This is a genomic window from Agrobacterium sp. A3-95 (assembly GCF_053521785.1).
Map to the genome: position 1 here is coordinate 483,004 of NZ_JBNWDR010000002.1, position 26,526 is coordinate 509,529.

At 60.2% G+C, this 26,526-nt stretch carries 24 protein-coding genes; 9 read left to right on the forward strand and 15 right to left on the reverse strand.

The genetic code is table 11. The features are described 5' to 3' along the window. The first annotated feature begins 144 nt into the window (after positions 1-144). Complete coding sequence (locus ACQZ5Y_RS07830) at positions 145-2,241, forward strand: bifunctional rhamnulose-1-phosphate aldolase/short-chain dehydrogenase (RefSeq protein WP_174060020.1); 2,097 nt, start codon at positions 145-147, stop codon at positions 2,239-2,241. 100 nt (positions 2,242-2,341) lie between these two features. Continuing rightward, entirely contained in the window at positions 2,342-3,634 is a 1,293-nt protein-coding gene (gene rhaI / locus ACQZ5Y_RS07835; RefSeq protein WP_174060019.1) for an L-rhamnose catabolism isomerase, read from the forward strand. A gap of 200 nt (positions 3,635-3,834) precedes the next feature. Here rhaI and panB read toward each other — a convergent pair whose 3' ends face one another. The 8 genes from panB to ACQZ5Y_RS07875 form a co-directional block, all read right to left on the reverse strand. Beyond that, positions 3,835-4,674 carry a 3-methyl-2-oxobutanoate hydroxymethyltransferase gene (panB, locus tag ACQZ5Y_RS07840; RefSeq protein ID WP_174060018.1) on the reverse strand — a complete coding sequence of 280 codons (840 nt, stop codon included), beginning with the start codon at positions 4,672-4,674 and terminating at the stop codon, positions 3,835-3,837. Then, positions 4,671-5,549, reverse strand: a complete 879-nt coding sequence (panC, locus tag ACQZ5Y_RS07845; protein WP_174060017.1) for a pantoate--beta-alanine ligase — start codon at positions 5,547-5,549, stop codon at positions 4,671-4,673. Before panC ends, panB begins: the two co-directional genes overlap by 4 nt. Before the next feature lie 118 nt (positions 5,550-5,667). After that, complete coding sequence (locus tag ACQZ5Y_RS07850) at positions 5,668-6,444, reverse strand: enoyl-CoA hydratase-related protein (protein ID WP_115062757.1); 777 nt, start codon at positions 6,442-6,444, stop codon at positions 5,668-5,670. After that, entirely contained in the window at positions 6,434-7,360 is a 927-nt protein-coding gene (locus ACQZ5Y_RS07855; RefSeq protein WP_174060016.1) for a hydroxymethylglutaryl-CoA lyase, read from the reverse strand. Before ACQZ5Y_RS07855 ends, ACQZ5Y_RS07850 begins: the two co-directional genes overlap by 11 nt. A 1-nt stretch (position 7,361) precedes the next feature. Further along, entirely contained in the window at positions 7,362-9,347 is a 1,986-nt protein-coding gene (locus tag ACQZ5Y_RS07860) for an acetyl/propionyl/methylcrotonyl-CoA carboxylase subunit alpha (RefSeq protein ID WP_174060015.1), read from the reverse strand. Positions 9,348-9,354: 7 nt separating this feature from the next. Continuing rightward, positions 9,355-10,956, reverse strand: a complete 1,602-nt coding sequence (locus ACQZ5Y_RS07865) for a carboxyl transferase domain-containing protein (RefSeq protein WP_112959507.1) — start codon at positions 10,954-10,956, stop codon at positions 9,355-9,357. 8 nt (positions 10,957-10,964) lie between these two features. Then, entirely contained in the window at positions 10,965-12,137 is a 1,173-nt protein-coding gene (locus tag ACQZ5Y_RS07870) for an isovaleryl-CoA dehydrogenase (RefSeq protein ID WP_112153019.1), read from the reverse strand. An 81-nt stretch (positions 12,138-12,218) separates the two neighbouring features. Beyond that, a complete protein-coding gene (locus tag ACQZ5Y_RS07875; protein WP_003500312.1) occupies positions 12,219-12,692 on the reverse strand; it encodes an Lrp/AsnC family transcriptional regulator in 474 nt (157 codons plus the stop codon). Positions 12,693-12,829: 137 nt separating this feature from the next. Between ACQZ5Y_RS07875 and ACQZ5Y_RS07880 the strand changes: the two genes are divergently transcribed. The 6 genes from ACQZ5Y_RS07880 (at position 12,830) to gpmI (ending at position 20,464) form a co-directional block, all read left to right on the forward strand. Beyond that, entirely contained in the window at positions 12,830-14,038 is a 1,209-nt protein-coding gene (locus tag ACQZ5Y_RS07880) for an acetyl-CoA C-acyltransferase (protein WP_174060014.1), read from the forward strand. A gap of 12 nt (positions 14,039-14,050) precedes the next feature. Further along, positions 14,051-15,178 carry an acyl-CoA dehydrogenase family protein gene (locus ACQZ5Y_RS07885; RefSeq protein ID WP_113048843.1) on the forward strand — a complete coding sequence of 376 codons (1,128 nt, stop codon included), beginning with the start codon at positions 14,051-14,053 and terminating at the stop codon, positions 15,176-15,178. 44 nt (positions 15,179-15,222) lie between these two features. Next, entirely contained in the window at positions 15,223-16,461 is a 1,239-nt protein-coding gene (locus ACQZ5Y_RS07890) for a 3-methyl-2-oxobutanoate dehydrogenase (2-methylpropanoyl-transferring) subunit alpha (RefSeq protein WP_003511177.1), read from the forward strand. Between the two features lie 3 nt (positions 16,462-16,464). After that, on the forward strand, positions 16,465-17,478 hold the full coding sequence (locus ACQZ5Y_RS07895) for an alpha-ketoacid dehydrogenase subunit beta (protein ID WP_065662529.1): 1,014 nt from the start codon (positions 16,465-16,467) through the stop codon (positions 17,476-17,478). A 2-nt stretch (positions 17,479-17,480) separates the two neighbouring features. Continuing rightward, positions 17,481-18,734, forward strand: a complete 1,254-nt coding sequence (locus tag ACQZ5Y_RS07900) for a dihydrolipoamide acetyltransferase family protein (protein WP_112650804.1) — start codon at positions 17,481-17,483, stop codon at positions 18,732-18,734. A gap of 212 nt (positions 18,735-18,946) precedes the next feature. Continuing rightward, positions 18,947-20,464 (forward strand): 2,3-bisphosphoglycerate-independent phosphoglycerate mutase, encoded by a 1,518-nt coding sequence (gpmI, locus tag ACQZ5Y_RS07905; RefSeq protein WP_174050601.1) that lies wholly within the window; start codon positions 18,947-18,949, stop codon positions 20,462-20,464. Between the two features lie 60 nt (positions 20,465-20,524). Here the strand turns inward: gpmI and ACQZ5Y_RS07910 are convergent, their stop codons facing one another. From ACQZ5Y_RS07910 to ACQZ5Y_RS07940, 7 genes are all read right to left on the reverse strand, one after another. Beyond that, the gene (locus ACQZ5Y_RS07910) at positions 20,525-20,959 is read right to left on the reverse strand and encodes a YeeE/YedE family protein (protein ID WP_111789726.1); all 435 of its coding nucleotides are present in this window, start codon (positions 20,957-20,959) and stop codon (positions 20,525-20,527) included. Beyond that, entirely contained in the window at positions 20,956-21,363 is a 408-nt protein-coding gene (locus tag ACQZ5Y_RS07915; RefSeq protein WP_174050599.1) for a YeeE/YedE family protein, read from the reverse strand. Before ACQZ5Y_RS07915 ends, ACQZ5Y_RS07910 begins: the two co-directional genes overlap by 4 nt. After that, positions 21,360-21,713, reverse strand: coding sequence for a sulfite-sensing transcriptional repressor BigR (gene bigR, locus ACQZ5Y_RS07920; RefSeq protein ID WP_174050597.1), 354 nt, complete (start codon positions 21,711-21,713; stop codon positions 21,360-21,362). Before bigR ends, ACQZ5Y_RS07915 begins: the two co-directional genes overlap by 4 nt. Then, positions 21,707-23,002, reverse strand: a complete 1,296-nt coding sequence (gene blh, locus ACQZ5Y_RS07925; protein WP_174050595.1) for a bifunctional sulfur transferase/dioxygenase Blh — start codon at positions 23,000-23,002, stop codon at positions 21,707-21,709. Before blh ends, bigR begins: the two co-directional genes overlap by 7 nt. A 193-nt stretch (positions 23,003-23,195) precedes the next feature. After that, positions 23,196-23,681, reverse strand: a complete 486-nt coding sequence (locus ACQZ5Y_RS07930) for a hypothetical protein (protein ID WP_003511169.1) — start codon at positions 23,679-23,681, stop codon at positions 23,196-23,198. A gap of 13 nt (positions 23,682-23,694) precedes the next feature. Further along, positions 23,695-24,486 (reverse strand): SDR family NAD(P)-dependent oxidoreductase, encoded by a 792-nt coding sequence (locus ACQZ5Y_RS07935; RefSeq protein ID WP_174050593.1) that lies wholly within the window; start codon positions 24,484-24,486, stop codon positions 23,695-23,697. A 27-nt stretch (positions 24,487-24,513) separates the two neighbouring features. Further along, positions 24,514-25,341, reverse strand: a complete 828-nt coding sequence (locus tag ACQZ5Y_RS07940) for an alpha/beta fold hydrolase (protein ID WP_013761690.1) — start codon at positions 25,339-25,341, stop codon at positions 24,514-24,516. A 129-nt stretch (positions 25,342-25,470) separates the two neighbouring features. Here ACQZ5Y_RS07940 and ACQZ5Y_RS07945 point away from each other — a divergent pair, with 129 nt between their 5' ends. Then, positions 25,471-26,457 carry a GlxA family transcriptional regulator gene (locus tag ACQZ5Y_RS07945; RefSeq protein ID WP_111795554.1) on the forward strand — a complete coding sequence of 329 codons (987 nt, stop codon included), beginning with the start codon at positions 25,471-25,473 and terminating at the stop codon, positions 26,455-26,457. Positions 26,458-26,526 lie beyond the last annotated feature (69 nt).

Below are 26,526 nucleotides of genomic sequence, written 5' to 3' on the forward strand. Positions count from 1 at the left end.
TCAAATTAATCAATATCGCGCTGCAACATGAAAATTTATGATCGTTTTTGATTGACATTCTGCTTTTGTATGCGCGATATCTGCCGTCAACGGAGGCGGGCCGATATCGGCACCGCGAATGCAGACTTGACTTGGGAGGAAGACATGACGGGAAAATCCCGCCTTCTCGAAAGCCGTTGGGACGATGCCTATGCCAAAACGCTCGATGAGCCTGGCAAGCTGCTTTATCGCTCCAATCTGCTTGGCGCCGACAAGCGCATCACCAATTACGGCGGCGGAAACACATCCGCGAAGGTGCTCGAAACCGATCCGCTGACGGGCGAGAAAGTCCGCGTCATGTGGGTTAAAGGGTCCGGCGGCGATGTCGGTACCATCAAGCTCGATGGTTTTGCGACGCTTTATCTCGACAAGCTGGAAGCGCTAAAGGGCATTTACAAGGGTGTCGAGGATGAGGACCGCATGGTCGGCTTCCTGCCGCATTGCACCTTCAACCTCAACCCACGCGCCGCCTCCATCGATACGCCGCTGCACGGCTTCGTGCCTTTTGATCATGTCGATCACATGCATCCGGATGCGATCATCGCGATTGCCGCCTCCAAAAATTCGAAAGAACTGACGCAGCAGATCTTTGGCGATGACATCGGCTGGCTTCCCTGGCGCCGTCCCGGTTTCCAACTGGGTCTCGATCTCGAGGCTTTCGTAAAAGCCAACCCCGAGGCCAAGGGCGTTGTGCTGGAAAGCCACGGTCTGTTCACCTGGGATAACGACGCCAAGACATGTTACGAACTGACGCTCGCCATCATCAACAAGGCGATCGAATGGTTTGCGGCCAAGACCGAAGGCAGGACGATTTTCGGCGGTGCCGTTGCCAGGAGCCTGCCACTTGCCGAACGCCGCGCGATTGCTGCGCGGTTGATGCCGGAAATCCGTGGTCGGATCGGCCGCGAGGAGCGCAAGCTCGGCCATTTCGATGATCAGGACGCGGTTCTGGAGTTCGTCAATTCGAAGGATCTGAAGCCGCTCGGAAATCTCGGCACCTCCTGCCCGGATCATTTCCTGCGCACGAAAATCCGCCCGCTGATCCTCGATCTCGATACGGCAAATCCCGATGTGGATGCGCTGACAGCCGCTCTCGACAAGGCGCTAGAGGCCTACCGCGCCGACTACGTCAGATATTATGAGGCGTGCCGCCATGATAATTCGCCTGATATGCGCGACCCGAACCCGGTGATTTTCCTGATCCCCGGAGTCGGCATGCTGTCCTTCGCCAAGGACAAGGCGACCGCCCGTATCGCCGGTGAATTTTACGTCAACGCCATCAACGTCATGCGCGGCGCTTCCACCGTGTCCGAATATCAGGGCCTACCCGAACAGGAAGCCTTCGATATCGAATATTGGCTGCTGGAAGAGGCAAAGCTGCAGCGCATGCCGAAGCCGAAAAGCCTTGCCGGACGTGTGGCCTTTGTCACCGGTGGCGCCGGCGGCATCGGCCGGGCGACGGCGGAAAGGCTGGCAGCGGAGGGCGCCTGCGTTGTTCTCGCCGATATTGACGAGGCGGCGCTGGAAGCGGCCAAGGGCGATTTCGCGAAGCGCTACAGTGCTGATGCGGTGCGCAGCGTCAAGCTGGATGTGACGCAGGAAGACGCGGTCATTTCCGCCTTTGCGGAAGCGAGCGTGGAATTTGGCGGCGTGGATATTCTCGTCTCCAATGCCGGCATCGCCTCGTCTGCACCGGTGGAAGACACGACGCTTGCCATGTGGAACAAGAATATCGATATTCTCGCGACGGGTTATTTCCTTGTGTCGCGGGAAGCATTCCGGCTACTCAGGCGTCAAAATCTCGGCGGTAACGTGGTGTTCGTCGCCTCTAAAAACGGTCTTGCCTCTTCGCCCAATGCTTCTGCCTATTGCACGGCCAAGGCGGCGGAAATCCATCTTGCCCGTTGCCTTGCTCTGGAAGGGGCGGAAGCCGGCATTCGCGTCAACACCGTCAATCCCGATGCCGTTCTGCGCGGTTCGAAGATCTGGAACGGCGAGTGGCGCGAGCAGCGCGCGGCCTCGTCGAAGATCGAGGTGACCGATCTGGAGGAACATTACCGCAAGCGCTCGATGCTGAAGCTCAATGTATTCCCGGAAGACATCGCCGAAGCGATCTACTTCCTGGCGTCCGACGCGTCGGCCAAATCAACCGGCAATATCATCAATGTCGATGCCGGCAATGCGCAGAGCTTTACGCGGTAGGAATTTCGGCACGTCTCACATCCGTCATCCCGGCTGAATGCCGGAATGACAGAGGGGGCGATGATCGAGCATGCACTGGACCGATTCCGGGGAGGAAGAGATGACCGACACCAAAATCGCCGCCGATGTGATCGCGGCCGAAAACGACAAGCGCGCCGCCGCGCTGAAGGACGACTACGATGCGCTGGGCAACCAGCTTGCGCGCCGTAACATCGATATCGATGCTGTCACCGCCAAGGTCGCGGAATTCTTCGTCGCTGTTCCATCCTGGGGCGTCGGCACCGGCGGCACCCGTTTCGCCCGCTTTCCGGGCGAAGGTGAGCCCCGCGGCATTTTTGACAAGCTGGATGATTGCGCCGTCATCAACCAGCTGACACGGGCGACGCCGAATGTCTCCCTGCATATTCCGTGGGACAAGCAGGACCCGAAGCGTTTGAAGGACCATGCCGACACGCTGGGTCTCGGCTTCGACGCCATGAATTCCAATACCTTCTCGGATGCACCGGATCAGAGCCATTCCTACAAATACGGTTCGCTCAGCCACACCGATGCCGCAACGCGGGGCCAAGCCGTGGAGCACAACATCGAATGTATCGAGATTGGCAAGGCAATTGGTTCCAAGGCGCTGACGGTGTGGGTGGGCGATGGTTCCAACTTCCCCGGCCAGAGCAATTTCACCAGAAGTTTCGAGCGCTATCTCGCGGCCATGGCCGATATCTACAAGGCGCTGCCGGATGACTGGCGCATCTTTTCCGAACACAAGATGTTCGAGCCGGCTTTCTATTCCACCGTCGTGCAGGATTGGGGCACCAACTACCTCATCGCCAATACGCTCGGTGAAAAGGCGTTCTGCCTCGTTGATCTCGGTCACCATGCGCCTAATACCAATGTTGAGATGATCGTCTCCCGGCTCATCCAGTTCGGCAAGCTCGGTGGTTTCCACTTCAACGATTCGAAATATGGCGATGACGATCTGGATGCCGGCTCCATCGAGCCTTACCGCCTGTTCCTCGTCTTCAACGAGCTGGTAGATGCCGAACATCGTGGCGTGAAGGGCTTCCATCCCGCCCATATGATCGACCAGTCGCACAATGTGACCGACCCAATCGAAAGCCTGATTTCCAGTGCCAACGAAATCCGCCGCGCCTATGCGCAGGCGCTGCTGGTGGATCGCGCGGCTTTGGATGGCTACCAGCAAGACAACGATGCGTTGATGGCCTCCGATACGCTGAAACGGGCCTATCGCACCGATGTCGAGCCGGTTCTCGCTAAAGCAAGGCAGTTGGCGGGCGGCGCGATCGATCCTGTTGCCACCTACCGGGCGAGTGGTTATCGCAAACGGGTTGCGGCGGAACGCCCGGCTTCGGTCGGTGGCAGCGGCGGAATTGTTTAGGGGTTGGGGTTTGAGGGATAGGCGGAGAAGCCCAGCCTGCTTACAAACCTTGCCGCAAACGCGACGTCACCCTCGGCCTTGTGCCGAGGATCTGCCGACATTTCACAAAATAGATAGGTAGCAGATGCTCGGGACAAGCCCGAGCGTGACGAAGGTGAAGGTGTACGTCACCACCTCACCAACTCCTCTGCGCCGTTACCTCACTCCGCTGAAGGCGATTGCCTGCGGACCTGAAACGTATGCTCCGGCCCCGGAAACGCACCGGAGCGCACCTCTTCGGCATAACCTGCTGCTGCCTCTGAAACGGTCGCACCCAGATCGGCGAAACGTTTGACGAATTTCGGTTTGAAATCGGTGAAGAGACCGAGCATGTCGTCGGAAACCAGCACCTGCCCATCGCAGGCCGGTGATGCGCCGATGCCGACAGTCGGGACGGAGAGTTTTTCGGTCAATTCGCGCGCAAGCGGCTCGACGGTACCCTCCACGACAATGGCGAAAGCACCGGCCTGATCGACCGCAATCGCATCGCGCCAGATTTTCTGCGTTTCCGCATCTGAATGTCCAAGAGAGCGGAAACCTCCGGCGGTGTGGACCAGCTGCGGCATCAGCCCGACATGGCCGAACACCGGAATGCCGCGCGCCACGAGAAAGGCGATGGTTTCGGCCATTTCCTCACCGCCTTCCAGCTTCACGCCATCACAGCCGGTTTCCTGCATCAGCCGCACGGCGTTGCGGAACGCCTGTTCCTTTGATTCCTGATAGGTCCCGAAGGGGAGATCGACGATGACGCAGGCGTGTTCCACACCACGCATGACGGCGCGGCCATGGGCGATCATCATATCCAGGGTGACGCCGACCGTCGTGTCCATTCCATAAAGCACCATGCCGACTGAATCGCCAACCAGCAGCAGGTCGCAATGCGGATCGAGCAGGCGGGCAATCGGCGTCGTATAGGCGGTGAGGCAGACGATGCGCGCACCGCCTTTCATTTGCTTGATGGAGGCTGTCGTCAGCCGCTTCTGTTTCGCGTGCGTGCTCATCGTACAGCCTCCTGTTTGCCGGTTTTATCACGTCCGATGACGCGGTTGTCGAGAAGGCGGGTGTTACCGACCCGCACGAACAGTACCACCAGCACAGGCCCCGCCTGCAGCGAAGCAACGGGGGCCAGCGTGTCGGGATCGCGCACCGCCACGACTTCGGGCAACGCCAGCTTCTCCTTGGCGATGAATTTGTCTATCGCCGCTTCTAAAGTGGCCGGGTCGTTGCAGCCCTCATTGTACAGCCGCTCGGCCTCATCAAGCGCGCGCGGCACAATTACGGCGGCGGCTCGCTCTTCAAGGCTCAGGTAGACATTACGCGAGGAGCAGGCGAGCCCATCCGCCTCGCGTACGGTGGCGACGGGAACGACGCGGACTGGCTGGGCGAGATCGTCCACCATGCGCCGGATCAGCGTTACCTGCTGGTAGTCCTTTTCTCCGAAATAGGCGGCATCCGGCTGCACGAGATTAAAAAGCTTGGTGACAACAGTCGTAACCCCGGCAAAATGCCCCGGCCGTACCGCACCTTCCAACTGGCTTCCCAGTTCCGGCACATCCACCACGGTCTGCATCGGGCGCGGATACATCTCCGTAACCTCGGGTGCGAAAAGAATGTCGACACCTGCCTCTTCCAGCAGCGCGCTATCGCGGGCGAGATCGCGGGGGTAACGGGCAAGATCCTCATTGGCTCCGAATTGCAGCGGATTGACGAAGATCGAGACCACCGTCACGTCGTTCTCCGCTTTCGCCCTGGCAACCAGCGTCAGATGGCCGATATGCAAAAAACCCATGGTCGGCACGAAGCCGACGGTCTTGCCATCGCGACGAAACTTGGCGGTCAGACCGCGCAACTCGGCGACGGTTTTTACAAGGCGCATAGGTTCTCCTCCGGCTCCCCGATCGCCCTACGGCGAAAGGTGGTGGATAGAACTCGATTTGCCGAACGGGGTCAACGCGGCTGTGGGCATTATATCGATTAAGACCTTGAGCGGTGGTTCAGGACCCGCCAGCCCAGATCGGCGGGCGTTTTCCAGCGAAGGCGTCTCTGCCTTCGCGCGCCTCCTCGCTGCTGCTGATCTTCGCGATGACGCTTTCGGCAAAGGCGAGCCGTTCACTGGCCGGCATGTCGCGCATCGTCAGCAGCGCTGCCTTTCCGGCGGCGACTGCGCCCGGCGCGTTCTGCCGCAAGCGGGCGAGTACTCCCTCGATCACGCCATCGAGTTCGGCACGTGGCGCCGTGCGGTTGATGAGGCCGATGCCTTCGGCCTCTGCGGCGGTGACCGGTTGCCCCAGATAGGCCATTTCGTGGAGGCGGCTCAGCGGTATTTTGGCCAGAAGTTTCGCCGCCACCATGGCCGGGAAAAGCCCAACGCGAACTTCCGGCAGGCCGAACTCAGCATGATCGGCGGCATAAGCGAGATCGCAGGCCGCGATAAGGCCTAGCCCACCCGCCAGCACCCGGCCATTGACGCGGGCAATGACGATTTTGTTGCAGGTCTCGATAGCGCGCATCACATTGGCGATGGGGTTCGTTCCGTCTCGCGAGAGGAACATGCCGCCAGCGCTTTCCTTCAGATCGGCCCCTGAGCAGAAGCTACGGTCGCCCGCCGCCGTTATCACCACGGCACGCAGGTCGCCGTCGCTGGATGCCGTCCGGATCGCATGCGTCAAGGCGTCCGTCATCGCGGCGTTCATGGCGTTGTGGACGTCCGGCCGGTTAAGCGTCAGCCACAGAACGTCCTTGCGCTTCTCGCTCAACAGCTCACCCACCATGTGTATTATCCTCCATCTTTACGGCAAGCAGTGCTTTACCTGCGCGTGCAGCATTTGCCCTGCCGAGATGGCGACTTATCCAGTCTCCCGTTCTCGCCACCGCCATCAGGTCGATGCCGGTTTGGATGCCAAGCCCGTGCAGCAGATAAACAACGTCTTCGGTGGCGACATTGCCGCTTGCGCCCGGCGCAAAGGGGCAACCGCCGAGCCCGGACACTGAACTGTCGAACACACAAATACCTTCCTCAAGCGAAGCCAGCACATTGGCGACGCCCTGCCCATAGGTGTCGTGGAAATGCATGGCGAGTTTTTCGCGCGGGATGCGGGTCGATACATGTTGGATGAGCTTGCGGATTTGCCCGGCAGTGCCGACACCAATCGTATCGCCGAGCGAGATTTCGTAGCATCCCATGGCGACAAGCGCTTCGGCCATCGCCGCCACATCTTCGGGTGCGACCGCGCCGTCATAGGGGCAACCGGCGATGCAGGAGACATAGCCGCGCATGCGGATGTTACGGCTGGCCGCTGCCTCCGAAACATCGCGCAGGCGCTCGAGGCTTTCGGCGCGCGAACAGGCGATATTGTGCTGGCTGAAGCCTTCGGATGCGGACACGAAAACGGCTATCTCGGTCACACCGGCTTCAACGGCGGCCTCGAAACCCTTGATATTGGGAACGAGCGCCGGATAGCCGGTATTAGGATGTCGTTTGAGGCCTAGAAGCACCTCCTTCGACCCTGCCATTTGCGGAACTTTTTTTGGCGAAACGAAGGCTCCTGCCTCCACCGCCGCCAATCCGGCCGCAGCCAGCCGCTCGATCAACCTGATCTTGATGGCGGTGGGAACCTCAGCAGTTTCGTTTTGCAGGCCATCACGTGCGCCGACCTCGACGATCTTGACGGTTTTGGGCAAGGCCATCTCATGCGCCCTCCGGTTCGAAATCCACCAGCATGGCGCCGGCTTCGACCATATTGCCTTCGGCGCAGTTGATGGCGGTGACGGTGCCTTTTGCTGGCGCACGGATAGTGTGCTCCATTTTCATCGCCTCCATCACCACAAGCGCGTCACCGGCCTCAACCGCTGCGCCCTGCTTTCTTAGAATGGCGCGGATGACGCCGGGCATCGGGGCTTCCAGACCGCCGGTATGAGCGGAGGTATCCGCTACATCGACGGGGTCGGGCTGGCTGATGCGATAGTGCTCGCCATCCAGAAAAAGCGCGTGGCCGTTATCGCTGGCAAAGAAACGGCACTGCCTTTGCCTGCCATCGACGGTCGCCCGCAGTGCGCCGTCTTGTGAGATGCTGCCATGAGCGCGGATTGCCCGCGTGCCGATCTCCAGTGAAAAACCATCTGGCTCATGTGTAACGGCGACATCGACCGGCTGTTGATCCAGGACGAAACGCAGGGTTTCCCTCGCTGGCGCATTGAGGCGGAAAGAGTTCGTATTGTTCCAAGGGCTATAAGGATCGGCCTGCGGCTTGGCCCCGTTCCGGCGTGAGAGAAGCAGGCCGAGCGTGGACAAAGCTATTTCGTTCTCGCTCGTGGCTCCGGGGGCAAAAAGCGCCGCTTCGTTGCGGGCTATGAAGCCGGTGTCGAGTTCGGCGGCGGCGAAAGCATCCAGCCCCGCAAGCCGTGTCAGAAAGGCGGCATTGCTGGTGACGCCGCAAATCGCCAGTTTTTCGAGTGCAAGACGCAGACGCCGCACGGCAGACGGACGGTCGTAGTCCCAGACGATCAGCTTGGCGATCATCGGATCATAGTGCACGCTGATGGCGTCGCCGGTGCGTATGCCGCTATCTATCCTAAGGTGAGGTCCTTCTTCCGGAAAGGCGAGGTGGCTGACCGTGCCGATTGACGGCAGAAAATCATGCGTCGGGTCTTCGGCGTAAATCCGTGCCTCGATGGCATGGCCGTTGATGCGCAGATTGCCCCAGTCGTCCGGCAGCGCCTCTCCATTCGCAACACGGATCTGCCATTCGACCAGATCGAGCCCGGTAATATATTCCGTGACCGGATGCTCGACCTGAAGCCTGGTGTTCATTTCCATGAAATAGAACTCGCCGGACGGGTCGAGCAGGAACTCCACCGTTCCAGCCCCGCGATAGTCGATGGCGCGGGCGGCGGCCACCGCCGCGTCGTACATGCGTTGCCTGAGCGTATCGGGCAGGCCGGGGGCAGGGGCCTCCTCTATGACTTTCTGGTGCCGGCGCTGGATCGAGCAATCGCGCTCGAAAAGCGAAAGACAATTGCCATGGCCATCGGCAAAGACCTGCACCTCCACATGTCGCGGCCGTTCCAGATATTTCTCGATCAGCATACGGTCATTGCCGAAGGCGGCGAGCGCTTCGCGTTTTGCGCCGGCGAGCTCTGCCGCAAATTCACGCTTTTCACGGACAACGCGCATGCCCTTGCCACCGCCGCCAGCTGAAGCCTTGAGTAAAACCGGATAGCCGATGGCTTCTGCCTCGCCGGCAAGCTTTTCGTCGGCCTGATCCTCGCCGTGATAGCCGGGCACCACGGGAACGCCCGCCTGCGCCATAAGCGCCTTCGCCTCGCTTTTTCCGCCCATGGCGCGGATGGCATCGGGTGTCGGGCCGATGAAAATGATGCCGGCAGAGGCGCAGGCTTCGGCGAAACCGGCATTCTCCGAGAGAAAACCGTAACCGGGATGAATGGCTTGCGCGCCGCTTGCCTGTGCGGCGGCGATGATCTTTTCAGCATCGAGATACGACGAGCGGGCAGGTGCAGGACCGATCGCAATGGCCTCGTCGGCCAGCGCCACATGCATGGCGTCGCGGTCGGCATCCGAATAGACCGCGACGGTGCGGATGCCCATCTTGCGGGCGGTGCGGATGATCCGGCAGGCGATTTCGCCGCGGTTGGCGATCAGTATTTTTGAGAACATCGTCGCCTCACATCCTGAATATGCCGAAACGGGTGGGTTCAATCGGCGCGTTCAGCGCGGCCGACAGGCCAAGGCCGAGCACGAGGCGGGTGTCCTTCGGGTCGATGATGCCATCGTCCCACAGCCTTGCACTGGCATAATAGGGGTGACCTTCCCGCTCGTATTTTTCCCGGATCGGCTGTTTGAACGCCTCCTCGCCCTCCTTGGACCAGTGGCGGCCATCCGCCTCGATGCCGTCGCGCCGGATTTGCGCCAGAACAGATGCCGCCTGCTCGCCGCCCATGACGGAAATGCGCGCATTCGGCCACATCCACAAGAAGCGCGGCGAATAGGCGCGCCCGCACATGCCGTAATTGCCCGCACCGAAGGAGCCGCCGATGATGACGGTAAATTTCGGCACTTTAGCCGATGCAACGGCCGTAACGAGCTTGGCGCCATCCTTCGCGATACCATCAGCCTCATAGGCCTTGCCGACCATGAAGCCGGTGATGTTCTGCAGGAAAACCAGGGGAATGCCGCGCTGGCAGCAGAGTTCAATGAAATGCGTGCCCTTCAGCGCCGATTCCGAAAACAGAATGCCGTTATTGGCGACGATGCCGACGGGATAACCGTGGATATGGGCGAAACCACAGACCAGCGTCGTGCCGTAAAGCGCCTTGAACTCGTCGAATTCGGAACCATCCACCAGACGCGCGATGATCTCGCGCACCTCGAAAGGCTTGCGCGTATCGGTGGGCACGATGCCGTAAAGCTCCTCCGATGGATAAAGCGGTTCTGCGGGTTCGCGAATATCCAGCTCCACGCGTTTGCGGCGATTGAGGGTGGAGACGATCCTTCGGGTCAGCGAAAGCGCGTGGCGGTCATCGTGGGCATAGTGATCAGTCACGCCGGATTGCCGCGAATGCACATCCGCGCCGCCCAGTTCTTCCGCGCTCACCACTTCGCCCGTTGCGGCCTTCACCAGCGGCGGGCCGCCGAGAAAGATCGTGCCCTGATTTTTGACGATCACGGACTGGTCGCTCATAGCAGGCACATAGGCCCCGCCAGCCGTACAGCTTCCCATCACCACGGCGATCTGGGCTATGCCTGCCGCCGACATATTGGCCTGATTGTAAAAGATGCGGCCGAAATGATCGCGGTCGGGAAACACCTCGTCCTGATTGGGAAGGTTCGCACCGCCGGAATCGACCAGATAAATGCAGGGCAGGTGGTTTTCGGCAGCGATCTCCTGCGCGCGCAGATGTTTCTTGACCGTCAGCGGATAATAGGTGCCGCCTTTCACCGTCGCGTCATTGGCCAAGATGACGCATTCACGGCCTGCGACCCGACCGATGCCGGTGACGATGCCGGCGGCCGGAACGGGTTCGTCGTAGACCTCGTATGCTGCGAATTGCGAGAATTCGAGAAACGGACTGCCGGGATCGAGCAGTGCCTCTATCCGGTCGCGCGCAAGCAATTTGCCGCGTGACAGATGCCGTTCGCGCGCCTTGTCGCCGCCGCCCTTGGAGATTTTTTCGACATGCTGCCGCAGGTCATCCACCAGGCCCGACATGAAGGTGACGTTGGCGGAAAAGGTAGGATCGCGGTTCAGACTGGATGTAAGCTTCATCGCATTCCTCACCCATTGCCTTTGACCAGTTCGCGGCCGATCAGCATCCGGCGGATTTCGCTGGTGCCCGCGCCGATTTCATAAAGCTTGGCGTCCCGAAGCAAGCGACCCGCCGGGCTTTCATTGACATAGCCGGAACCGCCGAGAAGCTGGATCGCATCCAGTGCAACTCGCGTCGCCCGCTCGGCGGCAAACAGGATCGCACCTGCCGCATCCTGCCTTGTGATGCGGCCATTGTCGCAAGCGCGCGCCACGGCATAGACATAGGCGCGGGAGGCGTTCATGGCCGAATAGATATCGGCAAGCTTTCCCTGCACCAGCTGGAATTCGCCGATCGGCTTGCCGAATTGCTTGCGCTCGCGCGCATAGGGTAGCACCAGATCGATAGCCGCCTGCATGATACCAACAGGGCCGGCAGCCAGAACGGCGCGTTCGTAATCAAGCCCGCTCATCAATACCGTCACGCCGTCGTTCAAACGCCCGAGGGTGTTTTCCTCCGGGACCTCGCAATCCGTAAACACCAGTTCGGAGGTGGGTGAGCCGCGCATGCCAAGCTTGTCGAGTTTTTGTGCGGGGCGAAAACCCTTGAAGCTTTTCTCGATCAGAAAGGCCGTGATGCCACGCGCACCGGCGGACATGTCCGTCTTGGCGTATACAACCAGCGTGTCTGCCTCGTGACCGTTGGTGATCCACATCTTTGTGCCGTTCAGCACATAGACGTCGCCCTTACGTTCCGCCTTCAGCCGCATCGAGACGACATCCGAGCCGGCTTCCGTCTCGCTCATGGCGAGCGAACCGACATGCTCGCCCGACACCAGCTTGGGCAGATATCGCCGCTTCTGCTCTTCCGTTCCCCAGCGATGAATCTGGTTGATGCAGAGGTTGGAATGGGCGCCATAGGACAGGCCGATGGACGCGGAAGCGCGGCTTATCTCCTCCATCGCCACGCAATGAGCGAGATAGCCCATGTCAGCACCGCCGAATTCCTCCGAAACGGTAATGCCGTGCAGACCGAGTTCACCCATCCGCGGCCAGAGCTGGCGCGGAAACTGATCGTTGCGATCGATTTCTGCGGCGAGCGGCGCTATTTCATCGTCGGCGAATGCTCTTGCGCTGTCGCGCAATGCTGCGATTTCCGGGCCGAGATCGGCATCGAAAATGGCGGCGAGGTTCAAACTCATCGCGTCTCCTCCTCCGGACGGCCTTTTATCTCCGTCCCTCTCGTCAGCGGCCAGCACCTCCTCCGTGCTGGCAACTCTCATTTATGGCGCGTCACCTCCGGTGAAGGCGGCGGAACGGCGCACGAATGTCTTGATGGCGAAATTGGACTGGATGCGCGACACACCGGGAACCGTGGTCAGGAAATCCAGAAGCTGCTGATAATGCGGTAGATCCCGCACCATGGCATGAATGAGATAGTCGGAACTGCCGCTCGTCTGGTAGCCGCCCACCACTTCTGGAATGGAGGCGACATGGTGCTCGAACGTCGTCAGCGCTTCCTTGATCTGCCGTTCCAGCGTGACGGAAATGAAGACGCCCATATTGCCGAGCAACCGGTTCTCATCGAACACGGCGGTATAACCGCGAATGATGCCTTCTTCTTCCAGCTTGCGCACGCGGCGCAGAGTCGGGGTGAAGGAAAGCCCGATCCGGGCCGCCAGATCGCGCCAGCTCACACGCCCGTCATCGCCAAGCACATGGAGAATCTTCTGGTCGAAACTGTCGAGCTCAATCATGGATCATTTGCTCTATGATATGACTAATTGTTGGATCAAAGATATCGCCAATCAAAAAACTGTCAATCAAAATAGCTTTGAAATGAATTCGAGATAGTGATAGCGTTCACGTCAGTCGCGGTCTGGAGGAGATTGCGATGACGGTCGTTCTCTCGGTGGGAGGATGGCCAAGGGAGGTGAATTTGGCTGTGCATGACCCTGTCGTTATCGTCGGGGCCGCCCGTACTGCTATGGGTGGGTTCCAGGGCGAATTCAAATCGGTGGCGGCGTCCGATCTTGGGGCGGCGGCAATCCGCGCGGCCGTCGAACGGGCTGCAATTTCTTCCGCTGACATTGACGATGTGCTGATGGGCTGCGTGCTCTCAGCCGGGCAGGGACAGGCTCCTGCCAGACAGGCAGCGATTGCCGCCGCCATTCCCAACTCGGTTGGCGCAACAACAATCAACAAGATGTGTGGCTCGGGCATGAAAGCGATCATGCTGGCACATGACCAGCTTGCGGCGGGAAGCTCTTCCATCGTGCTTGCAGGTGGCATGGAAAGCATGAGCAACGCCCCCTATCTGCTGGACCGCGCCCGCAACGGCTATCGTCTTGGCCACGGCAAGCTCACCGACCACATGTTTCTCGACGGTCTCGAAGACGCCTATGACAAGGGCAGGCTGATGGGGACTTTTGCTGAAGATTGCGCGCAAGAGTATCAATTCACTCGCGCGATGCAGGATGATTTTGCGCTCGCCTCACTGGAACGGGCACGACGCGCCATAGAGGAAGGTGCGTTCGAAGCGGAAATCGCGCCTGTTGGCGATGATGGCGTGGACGAGTTGCCGGGGAAGGCAAAGCCGGAAAAGATACCGCAGCTTAAGCCCGCCTTTCGCGACGGCGGAACGGTGACGGCGGCGAATTCCAGTTCTATCTCGGATGGTGCAGCCGCTCTCGTTCTCACGCGCCGTTCCGAAGCGGAAAGACGAGGCCTTTCACCGCTGGCGACCATTATCGGTCAGGCATCCCATGCGGATGCACCCGCCAGATATCCGACGGCTCCCATCGGCGCGATGAAAAAGCTGTTCGAAAAAACCGGCTGGTCGGCGAAGGATGTCGATCTGTTCGAAATCAACGAGGCCTTCGCGGTTGTGGTGATGGCGGCCATGCGTGATCTCGATCTGCCACATGAGAAGGTGAATGTGCATGGCGGTGCCTGCGCGCTCGGCCATCCCATCGGGGCTTCCGGTGCACGCATCGTCGTCACGTTGCTGGCCGCTTTGCAGCGTCACGGACTGAAACGCGGCGTTGCCGCCGTCTGCATCGGCGGCGGCGAGGCGACTGCGCTTGCGGTCGAGCGGCACTGAAGGGAGGCGGAGATGATCCTGAACGAAGCTCAGCAACAGATCAGGGACATGGCCCGCGATTTCGCCCGCGAGCGGCTCGCCCCCGGCGCTTCCGCGCGCGACCGGGAAAGCCGGTTCCCGAAAGACGAGCTGAAAGAAATGGGTGAACTCGGCTTTCTCGGCATGCTGGTCTCGGAAGATTATGGCGGGTCGGAAACCGGTGCGGTCGCTTACGCCCTGGCGCTGGAGGAAATCGCTGCCGGTGACGGCGCCTGTTCCACCATCATGAGCGTCCACAATTCGGTTGGCTGCGTGCCGATCCTGAAATTCGGCACGGAAGAGCAGAAGCAGCGTTTCCTCCCCAAGCTCGCCTCCGGCGAATGGATCGGCGGTTTCGCGCTGACCGAACCGCAGGCCGGTTCCGACGCCTCCAATCTGAAGACAAAAGCGCGGCGCGATGGCGACCGCTATATCATCGACGGCGCAAAACAGTTCATCACGTCGGGCAAGAATGGCGATGTCGTCATCGTCTTCGCCGTCACCGATCCTGCTGCTGGCAAAAAAGGTATCACGGCATTCATCGTGCCGACAGATACGCCCGGTTACGAGGTAATCAGGGTCGAGGAAAAACTCGGTCTGCATTCTTCGGATACCTGCCAGATTGCCTTTACCGACATGGCGGTCCCAACCGAATTGCGGCTCGGTGAAGAGGGGCAGGGGTATCGCATCGCGCTCGCCAATCTGGAAGGCGGTCGTATCGGCATTGCCGCACAGGCGGTTGGCATGGCGCAGGCGGCTTTCGAGGCGGCACGGGATTATGCCCGCGAGCGCAAGGCCTTCGGGCAAGCCATCATCGAGCATCAGGCCGTGGCGTTCAGGCTTGCGGATATGGCAACGCGCATAACGGCGGCGCGGCAACTGGTGCTGCATGCGGCGGCGCTGAAGGAAGCGGGCGAGCCCTGCCTTTCGGAGGCCTCGATGGCCAAGCTCTTTGCCTCGGAAATGGCGGAGCGTGTCTGCTCGGACGCCATCCAGATTCACGGCGGTTACGGCTACATGGTGGATTATCCGGTGGAGCGGATCTATCGCGATGTGCGCATCTGCCAGATTTACGAGGGAACCAGCGATGTCCAGCGCATGGTCATCGCGCGAAACCTCTGAAAATTGTTTCGTCGTCTGGAGGAGATGGCGATGGGAGGAGTAGAATGGATATTACCGAAACCACGCATCTCAGCCTGCATGTTCCCGAACCAGCGGTGCGGCCAGGCGACCAGCCGGATTTCTCCAATGTGAAGATACCCAAGGCCGGCTCCGTGCCACGCCCGGAGGTGGACGCAGCACCTGAAGACATGCGCGATCTGGCCTATTCCATCATCCGCGTCCTCAATCATCAAGGTGAGGCTGTCGGCCCGTGGGCCGGGCTGCTTTCGGATGAGGATTTGCTCGTCGGCCTGAAGAACATGATGCGGCTGCGGGCTTTCGATGCCCGCATGCTGATGGCACAGCGGCAGGGCAAGACCTCCTTTTACATGCAGCATCTGGGTGAGGAAGCGGTCAGTTGCGCCTTCCGCAAGGCGCTCTCCAAAGGCGACATGAATTTCCCGACCTACCGGCAGGCGGGTCTGCTGATCGCCGACGATTACCCGCTCGTCACCATGATGAACCAGATCTATTCCAACGAACTGGACCCGCTGCATGGGCGGCAATTGCCGGTTCTTTACTCCTCGAAGGAGCATGGCTTCTTCACCGTGTCGGGCAATCTTGCCACGCAATATGTGCAGGCGGTCGGCTGGGCGATGGCATCTGCCATCAAGGGCGATACGAAGATCGCGGCAGCATGGATCGGTGACGGCTCAACGGCGGAATCGGATTTCCACTCGGCGCTCGTCTTCGCCTCCACCTACAAGGCGCCGGTCATCCTCAACATCGTCAACAACCAATGGGCCATTTCCACCTTTCAGGGTATCGCGCGCGGCGGTTCCGGCACCTTTGCGGCCAGAGGCCTGGGCTTCGGCATTCCGGCGCTCCGGGTCGACGGCAACGATTATCTCGCCGTTTATGCCGTGGCTCGCTGGGCGGTGGAGCGGGCGCGGCGCAATCTCGGACCGACGCTGATCGAATATGTGACCTACCGTGTCGGTGCGCATTCCACTTCCGACGATCCGAGCGCTTATCGCCCCAAGACCGAGTCCGAGGCATGGCCACTGGGTGACCCGGTTCTGCGGTTGAAGAAACATCTCATCCTGCGCGGCGTCTGGTCGGAGGAGCGGCACCGGCAGGCGGAAGCGGAAATTGCCGACGAGGTGCTTGAGGCGCAGCGTGAGGCGGAAAGCCACGGTACGCTGCATGAGGGCCGCAAGCCGCCAAAGAAGGATATTTTCGAGGGCGTTTACGCCGAGATGCCGCCGCATCTCGCCCGCCAGCGCCAGAAGGCAGGGTGGTGAGACATGACAAGAATGACGATGATCGAAGCCGTCCGCAGCGCCATGGATGTGTCCATGGAGCGCAGCGACGATGTGGTGGTATTCGGCGAGGATGTTGGCTATTTCGGCGGCGTGTTTCGTGCGACGCAGGGCTTGCAGGGCAAATACGGCAAGACACGCTGTTTCGACGCGCCGATCAGCGAATCCGGCATTGTCGGCACGGCCATCGGCATGGCCGCTTATGGCCTGCGCCCCTGTGTCGAAATCCAGTTCGCGGATTACATGTATCCGGCCTATGACCAGATCACCCAGGAAGCGGCGCGCATTCGTTATCGCTCCAATGGCGATTTCACCTGCCCCATAGTCCTGCGCATGCCGACCGGCGGCGGCATTTTTGGCGGGCAGACGCATAGTCAGAGCCCGGAGGCGCTTTTTACCCATGTCTGCGGGCTAAAGGTGGTGGTTCCCTCCAATCCTTACGACGCCAAGGGGTTGCTGATCGCCTCGATCGAAGACCCGGATCCGGTGATGTTTCTGGAGCCGAAGCGGCTTTATAACGGCCCCTTCGACGGCCATCACGACCGGCCGGTAACGCCATGGTCGAAGCACGAGATGGGCGAGGTGCCGGAAGGACATTACACCATTCCGATCGGCAAGGCCGAAATCCGCCGCGCCGGGCAGGATGTCACTGTCGTCGCTTACGGCACCATGGTGCATGTGGCGCTCGCCGCAGCGGAAGAAACGGGCGTGGATGCCGAGATCATCGATCTGCGCAGCCTTTTGCCACTCGACCTGGACACCATCGTGAAATCCGTTTCCAAGACCGGCCGCTGCGTCATGGTGCATGAGGCAACGCTCACGTCAGGCTTCGGTGCGGAAGTCGTGTCGCTGGTGCAGGAACACTGCTTTTATCATCTGGAAGCACCCGTCGTCCGTGTGGCTGGTTGGGATACGCCTTATCCCCACGCGCAGGAGTGGGATTATTTTCCGGGGCCGGCCCGCGTCGGGCGCGCCCTCGTCGAAGTCATGGAGGCCTGAAGATGGCGGAATTTGTTATCACTATGCCCGATGTCGGCGAAGGTGTTGCGGAAGCCGAACTGGTGGAATGGAACGTCAAACCCGGCGATCCCGTGCACGAGGATATGGTGCTGGCCGCTGTGATGACCGACAAGGCGACGGTTGAAATCCCCTCGCCGGTTGCAGGCGTCGTCACATGGTTGGCAGCGGAGGTGGGTGATACGGTGGCGGTTAAGGCACCGCTGGTGCGCATCGAAACCAATGCCTCCGCTGTTGCTGCTGCCCCCGCGGATGGGACTGAGCCGGAAGCGCCATCCGACATGACGGAAGAGCCGCCAGCGGCTGAAATCCAGCCTGCCCGCGAAATACAGGATGCGCCGCCTTCCCCTGAGGTGGAACACCATAAACCTCTGGCGTCGCCAGCCGTTCGCCAGCGCGCCGACGATCTCGATATCGATCTCGGACAAGTGAGGGGAACAGGGCCGGACGGGCATATCACCCACGCCGATCTCGATACATTTCTGACCGCACGGTCGCAATCTGAGCGGCCCGCTGCGCCGATAGCTTCCCGCGATAGCGCTGTCGAAGAGGTGAAGGTGACAGGGCTGAGGCGCAAGATCGCCGAGAAGATGACGCTTTCCGTCTCCCGCATTCCCCACATCACCTATGTCGAGGAAATCGACGTGACCGATCTGGAGGATTTGCGCACGACCATGAATGGCAACCGCCGGTCAGGACAGCCGAAACTGACGATCCTGCCGTTCCTGATGCGCGCACTTGTGAAAACGGTCGCCGATCATTCCGGCATGAATGCCACCTTCGATGACGAAAAAGGGGTCGTCAGTCACTACGAAGCGGTGCATATCGGCATAGCCACGCAGACACCTACAGGGCTGATGGTCCCGGTCGTTCGCCACACGGAAGCGCTCGGCCTTTGGGAGTGTGCTGCAGAAGTTGTGCGCGTGGCCGAGGCGGCGCGCACCGGCGCCGCGCAACGGGACGAGTTGACGGGGTCCACCATCACAATCAGCTCGCTTGGCCCCCTTGGCGGTATCGTTTCGACGCCCATCATCAATCACCCGGAGGTGGCGATCATCGGCGTGAACAAGATCGTGACGCGACCGGTCTGGGATGGCAGCGGTTTCGTGCCGCGCAAGATGATGAACCTCTCCTCCAGCTTCGATCACCGAGTCGTCGACGGCTGGGATGCCGCCGTCTTCATTCAGGCTATCAAGGCGCTGCTGGAAAAGCCGGCGCTGATCTTCATCGACGGCTGAGCTTCGTTCGAAAAGGATTTTCTTCCGTGAAGCACTTCAGCTTCACGGAACTGTTTCGGTGTCGGTATAGGCTTGCGTTCGCGATCTTCGAGTATAGAAGAGAAAGAACGAGAAGCGTGTTTTCTCATCATGATCATAGTGGCGGACGGGGGCGCTCCGGTGCCCAGCGCTTCGCTGTTCGTCGGCAACCGAATGAAGAAGAAGGTCCTTTCATGAGCACTCCCAAACCCGTTGTCCTGACTATTCTCGATGGCTGGGGACTGAGCGAGGACACGTCCAGCAATGCGCCAGTACTGGCAAACACGCCCACCATGGATCGGCTTTTCGCCACCTGCCCGAATGCGCGGCTGACCACCTTCGGCCCGAATGTCGGCCTGCCCACCGGGCAAATGGGCAATTCGGAAGTTGGACACACCAATATCGGCGCCGGTCGCATCGTCGCCATGGATCTTGGCCAGATCGATCTAGCTATCGAAGACGGCAGCTTTTTCAGGAACGCTGCGATGCTCGATTTCGCCGCCAAGGTGAAGGCTGCGGGCGGCGTGGCGCATGTGATGTGCGTCGTCTCCGATGGCGGCGTTCACGGCCACATCGTCCACGGTCGGGCGGCGGTGAAGCTGCTGACCGATCTGGGTTTGAAGGTCGTCGTGCACGCCATCACCGATGGTCGCGATGTCGCACCGCAGTCCGCGGAAGGCTTCGTCGCCGCATTTGCGGCAAGCCTGCCGCAAGGCGCCAGCATTGGCACGGTGATCGGCCGTTATTATGCGATGGACCGCGATAATCGCTGGGAGCGTGTTGAAAAGGCCTATGACGCCATGGTTCTCGGCCGGGGCGAACATGCGCCGGACGCGGTGAGCGCCGTTGCCGCAAGCTACAAAAATGATGTTACGGACGAATTCATCCTGCCAACGGTCATCGGTGGTTACGAAGGCTTCAAATCCGGCGACGGTCTCTTCTGCCTGAATTTCCGTGCCGACCGCGCTCGTGAAATCCTGCTTGCCATCGGTGCGGATGATTTCGACGGGTTTGTCCGTGAAAAGCCAGTGCTTTCGGCGCTGCTTGGCATGGTGGAATATTCCACCAAACATGCGACCTTCATGACGACGGCTTACCCTAAGCGCGATATTGAAAATACGTTGGGCGCCTGGGTTGCCAAGCAGGGTCTGCGGCAGTTCCGTCTGGCCGAGACGGAAAAATATCCGCATGTCACTTTCTTCCTGAATGGTGGCAAGGAAGAACCTGAAGTGGGGGAAGACCGCTTCATGCCGAAGTCTCCCAAGGTTGCGACCTACGATCTGCAGCCGGAAATGAGCGCGCCTGAGGTGACGGAGAAATTCGTCGAGGCGATCGGCAAGGGTTACGATCTCATCGTCACCAATTACGCCAATCCCGACATGGTGGGCCATACCGGTGATCTGCAAGCCGCGATCAAGGCTTGCGAAGCCGTGGACCGGGGGCTCGCCGCAGTCGTTGCCGCTCTGGAAAAGGTTGGCGGCGCCATGCTGGTGATTGCCGACCACGGTAATTGTGAAACCATGGTTGACCCGGTAACTGGTGGCCCGCACACCGCGCACACCACCAATCCGGTGCCGATGATCCTGTTCGGCGGACCTGAAGGCGCGAAGCTGCATGACGGTATCCTTGCCGATGTCGCTCCCACGCTGCTGCAATTGATGAATGTGCCGCTGCCTGCGGAAATGACGGGCAAAAGCCTGATCGACCTGTAATCCAGCGACGATGCGCGAGAGCCTGCTGCTCTCGCGCATGTCCAGGCCAGGCGGAAATGCCTACCGTTTGGCGTAGATTCGGTCGTGAACGAGCATGCCGGCGATCATGGCGCAAACGAAGAGAATGACCGGCATTAGGCCGAGAGCAAGCGCCGATATCGCCGGGCCGGGGCAGAAACCGGCAAACCCCCAGCCTGCGCCGAAAATAGCCGAGCCCACAACCAACGGCGCGTCGACCCGAGTTTTGGCGGCAAGGTGAAATTCCGCACTGAGAACTGGTTTGGCAAGGAAACGGCACAACAGAACGCCCGGCACGGCGACCAAAACCGCGCCGCCGAGAACGAACATCAGGCTCGGATCCCAATGGCCGCTTGCCAAGTCGAGAAAGCCTGAAACGCGGGCAGGATCGATCATGCCGGACAGGGAGAGGCCAAATCCGAACAGTGCCCCGGCCGCAAGTGCCACCACGAAACGCGCCATGACCTGATTTTTCATGACAGCGCTCCGGTTATCGTTGCGGCAAGGATACCGGTGATCAGGAAGATGCCAGTGGCGGTGATGGAGCGCCGGGAAAATCGCGCAAGACCCATGATGCCATGGCCGGATGTGCAGCCGGATCCCATGCGCGTACCGAACCCGACCAGCAGCCCAGCAATGACGATCAGCGGCCAGGGTGCAGATATGGTGAGCGCGGGAAAGCGGCCGAATGCGGCGGCGTAAAGATACGGGCCTGTCAGCAAACCTGCGACGAAGGCCACATCCGTCAAGCGCCGTTCCTTGCCGAGCACATTGCCCAGGATGCCGCTGATACCGGCGATGCGGCCGTTAAAGAGAAACAGAAGAATACTCGCGAGGCCGAGCAGCATACCGCCGAAGAGAGAGGGCCAATAGGCTGTCACGGGTTTTCCTCCGGCGCACAGAAGATGGTATAGAGAGCCTCGATCAGCTGCGCCGCTTTTTCCTCGGTTAACCGGTAGAAGATCTGTTTGGCCTCGCGCCGCGTTTCAACAACGCCCGCCTCACGCAAAACCCCAAGCTGCTGGGAAAGTGTAGGCTGGCGGATATCCAGCTTGGCTTCCAGCTCGCCAACGGAAAACTCCCCCTGCGCCAGCGTGCAGGCGAGCATCAGCCGCGCGGGATGGGCAAGCGTCTTCAAGAGTATGGCGACCTCGACTGCGCGTTCCTCCATCTCGGCAAGCGGGATTTCGGTGACATCAGGTATCTGTTTCCGCATGTTTTCCTTTACCATGTGCTGCCCTCCAGCACGTCAAGCGGGAACTTCAGATAACGTTTGCCATTGGCCTCCGGCTCAGGCAGGCGCCCGCCACGGATATTGACCTGCAAGGCGTGCAGAATGAGCTTCGGCATCGGCAAGGTGCGATCCCTCGCCTCGCGCAGCTGGATGAAGCCTTCCTCTGTCATGCCAGCCAGATGCGGATTGCCGCGTTTCTGCTCTCCAACAGTGCTTTCCCATTTGGGCGCGCGGCCACCGGGTTGATAGTCGTGTCCGGTGAAAAGCCGCGTTTCGTCGGGAAGGGCGAGGATGTCCTGAATGGATGCCCAGAGCTCTCTGGCGCTGCCGCCTGGAAAATCGGCGCGCGCCGTGCCGGAATCAGGCATGAAAAGAGTGTCATGCACGAATGCGGCGTCGCCCACCACGTAGGTTACGGAGGCGAGCGTATGTCCGGGTGAAAACAGCACGCGAGCTTCCAGCGAGCCGATGTTGAACCGGTCTCCTGCTTCAAACAGCCGGTCCCATTGCGAGCCGTCTGTTTCAAGATCGGGCCAGTTATATTTCTCCTGCCACAGCCGCTGCACACCGGTGACCTTGGCGCCGATTGCCGTTTTCGCGCCGGTTCTTTGGCTAAGATAGTGGGCGGCGGAAAAATGGTCGGCATGCGGATGCGTGTCCAGAACCCATTCCACCGCCAGGCCTTGCGCCTTGACATAGGCCAGAATGGCATCGGCATTCACCGTGCCGGTCGCCCCCGATTTCTCGTCGAAATCGTAGACCGGATCGATGATGGCGCAGCGCCGGGTTGCGGGGTCGGAAACGACATATTGCACGCTCGATGTGCTCTGATCGAAGAAAGCCTTGACGTGCGGCTTTGCCGCAGCCTGCCGCTCCAGCCAGCGGACGGCGCCGGCAAGATCGAAACCATGCTGTTGGCCGAAAGTCGCGATCTCGCTTTGTTTCATGCGCCCGTCCAGCGCTTCGCCAAGCACATAGAGGGTCAGTGCTCGCGCTCCACCCTTGCAATGGGCAAATACGGGGCCTTTTGCCTCGGTCATCGTCTGCTGAAAGGCACGAATATCGGCTTCGGTAATAGTCGGGCCATTGACCGGAATGAAACTGTAGGCAAGACCCGCAGCATTGGCGGCGCTTTTTTCATGTTCATTGCCCGGCTGGCCGGGCTCTTCGCCATCCGGCCGGGCATTGATGATGCTTTTGTAGCCCTGATCGGAAAGCGATGAAAAGTCGGAGATATCCGGCTGGCCTGCGACCGTCAGAAGTTCGTTGATCCTCACGGCACTCATCGGTTTCTCCTGTTGTTCTAAATTAATATACGTTATCATATAATGTATATTGTTCGGCGGCAACAGACGGAAGAGAAAATTTCAGAGGTGGCGATTTCCTGTGTTCGCGACGAAATCACAAGCTCGCCCGAAGGGGATCGAGCAAGTGTGCTTTTCCGGGAAGCCCGCAGGTGAGTGTGGGCGGGGGCTGGCTTCAGGCTAAAAGCTTGCGGCGCGTCGCTTTCCAGCCAAGACAGATTGCCGCAACAAGCAGGGCGAGTTGGGCGACAAGGAATGGTGGTTCGTTGCCGTTCGGAGCCAGTGCGTTCAGTGCCTCGACCTTGAGAAAGGACTGAACGATCAGCACGAACATATTCAGATAAAGGCCCATCGTGGCGGTGATCGAATAAACAGTTCGCGCCCTGCCATTGAGACCGTATCCGTAAAGCGCGACCAGCGCGACCGCCAGAATGATGGTCGAGATGATGCCGACGCCGAGTGCCGGTGTGAAGTTGCCGATTGGAAACAGAAAGCCGGTGAGCGTTGTGGCGAGCGTGGTGACGAGAAACAGCGCCATCATGCGCGGCATCCATCGCCCTGCCGCATAAGCGGGCAGGGCGATCAATCCGGTTACGATGCCTATGAGGCTCAAGGCAACGTGCAATGTCGTGAATTGGGGAATGGTCAGTCCGAGGATCATGATGCGTCTCCCTCTATTCAGTTTGGGTGGCACCATACCGGCTGGCGGCATGTGCATGCGATAGATTGGGCCTCAATGCAGCGCGGGCCGCAAGGAAATTTTCAAGGTCTGCCGTATCCGGCAGGGAAGGAATGGTCAGCGTCTCGCCCAGATCAAGACCGGCCAGGGCTGCATCCACCATCTCGTGAGCATCCATGACCATGGCGGCGGGAATGGCGTCGAGACGTTCCTCTTCCCAGATGGCCGTGCGGGTGATGCCCGGCAGGACACCCTGAACCCGAACGCCGGAAGAGGAAAGCTGCGCGTGCAGCGCCTCGGTGAAGGCAAGCACAAAGGCTTTGGTCGCCGGATAAACGGCGGTAAATGCGGCCGGCATCAAGGCAGTGACCGAGGTGATATTGATGATCGTGCCCTTTCCATCTGCTGCAAGACGCGGTGCGATCGCCGCTGCAAGCCGGGTGACGGCAAGGATATTGAGATTGATCATCGTCGTGACATGGGCCGGGTCCAGTTCCGTGATAGCGCCGTCTCCGGCAATACCGGCATTGTTGACGAGACCGGTGATCCGCCGGTCCTCGCGCAGCCGTGCCTCTACCCTTTCGAGGTCTTCCGCCCGTGAAAGGTCTGCTGCCAGAACCTCGACAGCGATCTGGTGATCTTTCTCCAGCCGCTCGGCCAGCGCCTTCAGCTTTTCGGCGCGTCGCGCCACGAGGATAAGATCGTGGCCGCGTTTTGCCAGGCGCTCGGCATAAACAGCGCCAATGCCATCGGACGCGCCGGTGATGAGAAACGTATTCTGTGTCATGTCCCGTGTTTCCTTTGTCTGATGGTTTCAGGCGTTGATGAAAGCAAGAAGGTCGGCGTTGAACCGGTCCTGATGGGTCTGTGTCAGTCCATGGTCGGCGCCCTCATAGACCTTGAGGGTCGCATGTTTGACGATCTTGACCGTGGAGAGCGCCGAAGCGCCGATCGGCACGATCTGGTCGTCGTCGCCGTGCAGTACGAGCGTTGGCTTGTCGAAAGCCTTCAGGTCCTGATGGAAATCGCTTTCCGAAAAGGCGCGGATGCTGTCGAGCTGGCCCTTGAGGCCGCCCATCATGCCCTGCCGCCAGAACTCGTCGCGAATACCTTCAGAAATCACAGCACCTTCACGGTTATAGCCGTAGAAAGGAATGGTCAGATCCCTGAAGAACTGGCTGCGATTGTCGTAGGTACCCTTGCGGATGCCGTCGAAAACATCGATCGGCAGGCCGATGGCATTGCTTTCCGTCTTCAGCATCAGCGGCGGTACTGCGCCGATGAGGGCGATCCTGGCGACGCGGGCCGTACCATGGCGGCCGATATAGCGCGTTACCTCGCCGCCGCCGGTGGAATGGCCGACGAGAATGATGTCGTGAAGATCGAGCTGTTCGATCAGCTCGGCCAGATCGTCAGCATATTGATCCATGGTGTTGTTGTGCCAGACCTGGTCGGAGCGGCCGTGGCTGCGGCGATCATGGGCGATGGTGCGGAAACCGTTATTGGCAAAGAATACCATCTGCGCGTCCCATGCATCGGCACTGAGCGGCCAGCCGTGGGAAAAGATGATGGGCTGGCCGTCTTTCGAACCCCAGTCCTTGTAGAAGATGTGCGTTCCGTCTCTGGTGACTATCGTTGTCATGGCTCTCTCTCCTGTTGCGTGTGGTTTGCTTGCGTCCTGTGGGAATAGAGATACTCTGGAGACAGCCGGGGCTGGATTGGCGCTTCTGACAGAAAACGAGCCGAAACTGACAAAACGGGGATGTGGGGCATGGCGGGTGTTGCGGGAAGTGCGCTGGAAGTCGGTCTGGTTCTCTACCGGGACTGTCAGGTCGCCATGGTGCACGGCATCACCGATCTTTTTGCCATCGCGTCGGTCTTCTCAGAGGATCGTGGTGGGCCGAAACTGCGCGTCAGCCACTGGAGCATGGGTGAGGGCGGTGAGTTTTCCCGTTGTCATGACACCGAGCCGGGCAGGCCGGGGCATCCCGATATCTTCGTCGTACCCGGCCGGCTGACCGGGCCAGCCGAAATCGATGAGGCTGCGCCCTATGCCCGCTGGCTGCTGGACCGGCATGCACAGGGCGCGACGCTTGCCGCCAGTTGCGGCGGTTCCTTCATCGTCGCTGCGACAGGTCTTTTGGCCGGCCGCCCGGCCACTACCCACTGGCTGTTTGCGGAACGGTTTCGCGAGCGCTTTCCCGATATCCGCCTGGAGATAGACAAGATCGTCATCGAAGACGGCGATATCATCACGGCGGGTGGGCTGATGGCATGGACCGATCTTGGTCTGCGCATTGTTGACCGGCTGCTTGGGCCTTCGGTGATGATCGAGACCGGTAAATTCCTGCTGATCGACCCCTCCGGTCGGGAGCAGCGACATTACAGCAGTTTTGCGCCGCGGCTGACGCATGGCGACGAGCCGATCCTGAAGGTGCAGCACTGGCTGCAGGCGCGCGCCGGGCGGGCGACCAGTGTCTCCGATATGGCCGCACATGCCGGGCTGGAGGAGCGAACCTTCCTTCGCCGCTTCAAGGCCGCCACCGGTATGAAGCCTATCGAATATGTCCAGCATCTTCGTGTCGGCAAGGCGCGGGAACTGCTGGAATTCACCCGTCGTTCGGTGGACCAGATCGCCTGGTCGGTGGGATACGAGGATGCCGCTGCCTTCCGTCGTGTATTTCACCGTATTCTCGGCCTCTCGCCGGGCGAGTACAGAAACCGCTTTTCCAGCGGTTCGGCCATGGTGGCCGCCTGAGGGCAAATCCCGCTGTTGCGACATTGCCGCTTCGCAACGAGTTTGGTGCGAGAAGCGCGGCCCTTGCAA

Coding starts and splice junctions, on each gene's coding strand:
- ACQZ5Y_RS07880 (WP_174060014.1), top strand. CDS start 12,830: ATGACGGTCGTTCTCTCGGTGGGAGGATGGCCAAGGGAGGTGAATTTG.
- bigR (WP_174050597.1), bottom strand. CDS start 21,713: ATGGTAAAGGAAAACATGCGGAAACAGATACCTGATGTCACCGAAATC.
- ACQZ5Y_RS07855 (WP_174060016.1), bottom strand. CDS start 7,360: ATGGCCTTGCCCAAAACCGTCAAGATCGTCGAGGTCGGCGCACGTGAT.
- ACQZ5Y_RS07935 (WP_174050593.1), bottom strand. CDS start 24,486: ATGACACAGAATACGTTTCTCATCACCGGCGCGTCCGATGGCATTGGC.
- ACQZ5Y_RS07910 (WP_111789726.1), bottom strand. CDS start 20,959: ATGAAAAATCAGGTCATGGCGCGTTTCGTGGTGGCACTTGCGGCCGGG.
- ACQZ5Y_RS07860 (WP_174060015.1), bottom strand. CDS start 9,347: ATGTTCTCAAAAATACTGATCGCCAACCGCGGCGAAATCGCCTGCCGG.
- ACQZ5Y_RS07930 (WP_003511169.1), bottom strand. CDS start 23,681: ATGATCCTCGGACTGACCATTCCCCAATTCACGACATTGCACGTTGCC.
- gpmI (WP_174050601.1), top strand. CDS start 18,947: ATGAGCACTCCCAAACCCGTTGTCCTGACTATTCTCGATGGCTGGGGA.
- blh (WP_174050595.1), bottom strand. CDS start 23,002: ATGAGTGCCGTGAGGATCAACGAACTTCTGACGGTCGCAGGCCAGCCG.
- ACQZ5Y_RS07945 (WP_111795554.1), top strand. CDS start 25,471: ATGGCGGGTGTTGCGGGAAGTGCGCTGGAAGTCGGTCTGGTTCTCTAC.
- ACQZ5Y_RS07900 (WP_112650804.1), top strand. CDS start 17,481: ATGGCGGAATTTGTTATCACTATGCCCGATGTCGGCGAAGGTGTTGCG.
- ACQZ5Y_RS07890 (WP_003511177.1), top strand. CDS start 15,223: ATGGATATTACCGAAACCACGCATCTCAGCCTGCATGTTCCCGAACCA.
- ACQZ5Y_RS07885 (WP_113048843.1), top strand. CDS start 14,051: ATGATCCTGAACGAAGCTCAGCAACAGATCAGGGACATGGCCCGCGAT.
- ACQZ5Y_RS07940 (WP_013761690.1), bottom strand. CDS start 25,341: ATGACAACGATAGTCACCAGAGACGGAACGCACATCTTCTACAAGGAC.
- panB (WP_174060018.1), bottom strand. CDS start 4,674: ATGAGCACGCACGCGAAACAGAAGCGGCTGACGACAGCCTCCATCAAG.
- panC (WP_174060017.1), bottom strand. CDS start 5,549: ATGCGCCTTGTAAAAACCGTCGCCGAGTTGCGCGGTCTGACCGCCAAG.
- ACQZ5Y_RS07870 (WP_112153019.1), bottom strand. CDS start 12,137: ATGAGTTTGAACCTCGCCGCCATTTTCGATGCCGATCTCGGCCCGGAA.
- ACQZ5Y_RS07865 (WP_112959507.1), bottom strand. CDS start 10,956: ATGAAGCTTACATCCAGTCTGAACCGCGATCCTACCTTTTCCGCCAAC.
- rhaI (WP_174060019.1), top strand. CDS start 2,342: ATGACCGACACCAAAATCGCCGCCGATGTGATCGCGGCCGAAAACGAC.
- ACQZ5Y_RS07830 (WP_174060020.1), top strand. CDS start 145: ATGACGGGAAAATCCCGCCTTCTCGAAAGCCGTTGGGACGATGCCTAT.
- ACQZ5Y_RS07875 (WP_003500312.1), bottom strand. CDS start 12,692: ATGATTGAGCTCGACAGTTTCGACCAGAAGATTCTCCATGTGCTTGGC.
- ACQZ5Y_RS07850 (WP_115062757.1), bottom strand. CDS start 6,444: ATGGTGGGTGAGCTGTTGAGCGAGAAGCGCAAGGACGTTCTGTGGCTG.
- ACQZ5Y_RS07895 (WP_065662529.1), top strand. CDS start 16,465: ATGACAAGAATGACGATGATCGAAGCCGTCCGCAGCGCCATGGATGTG.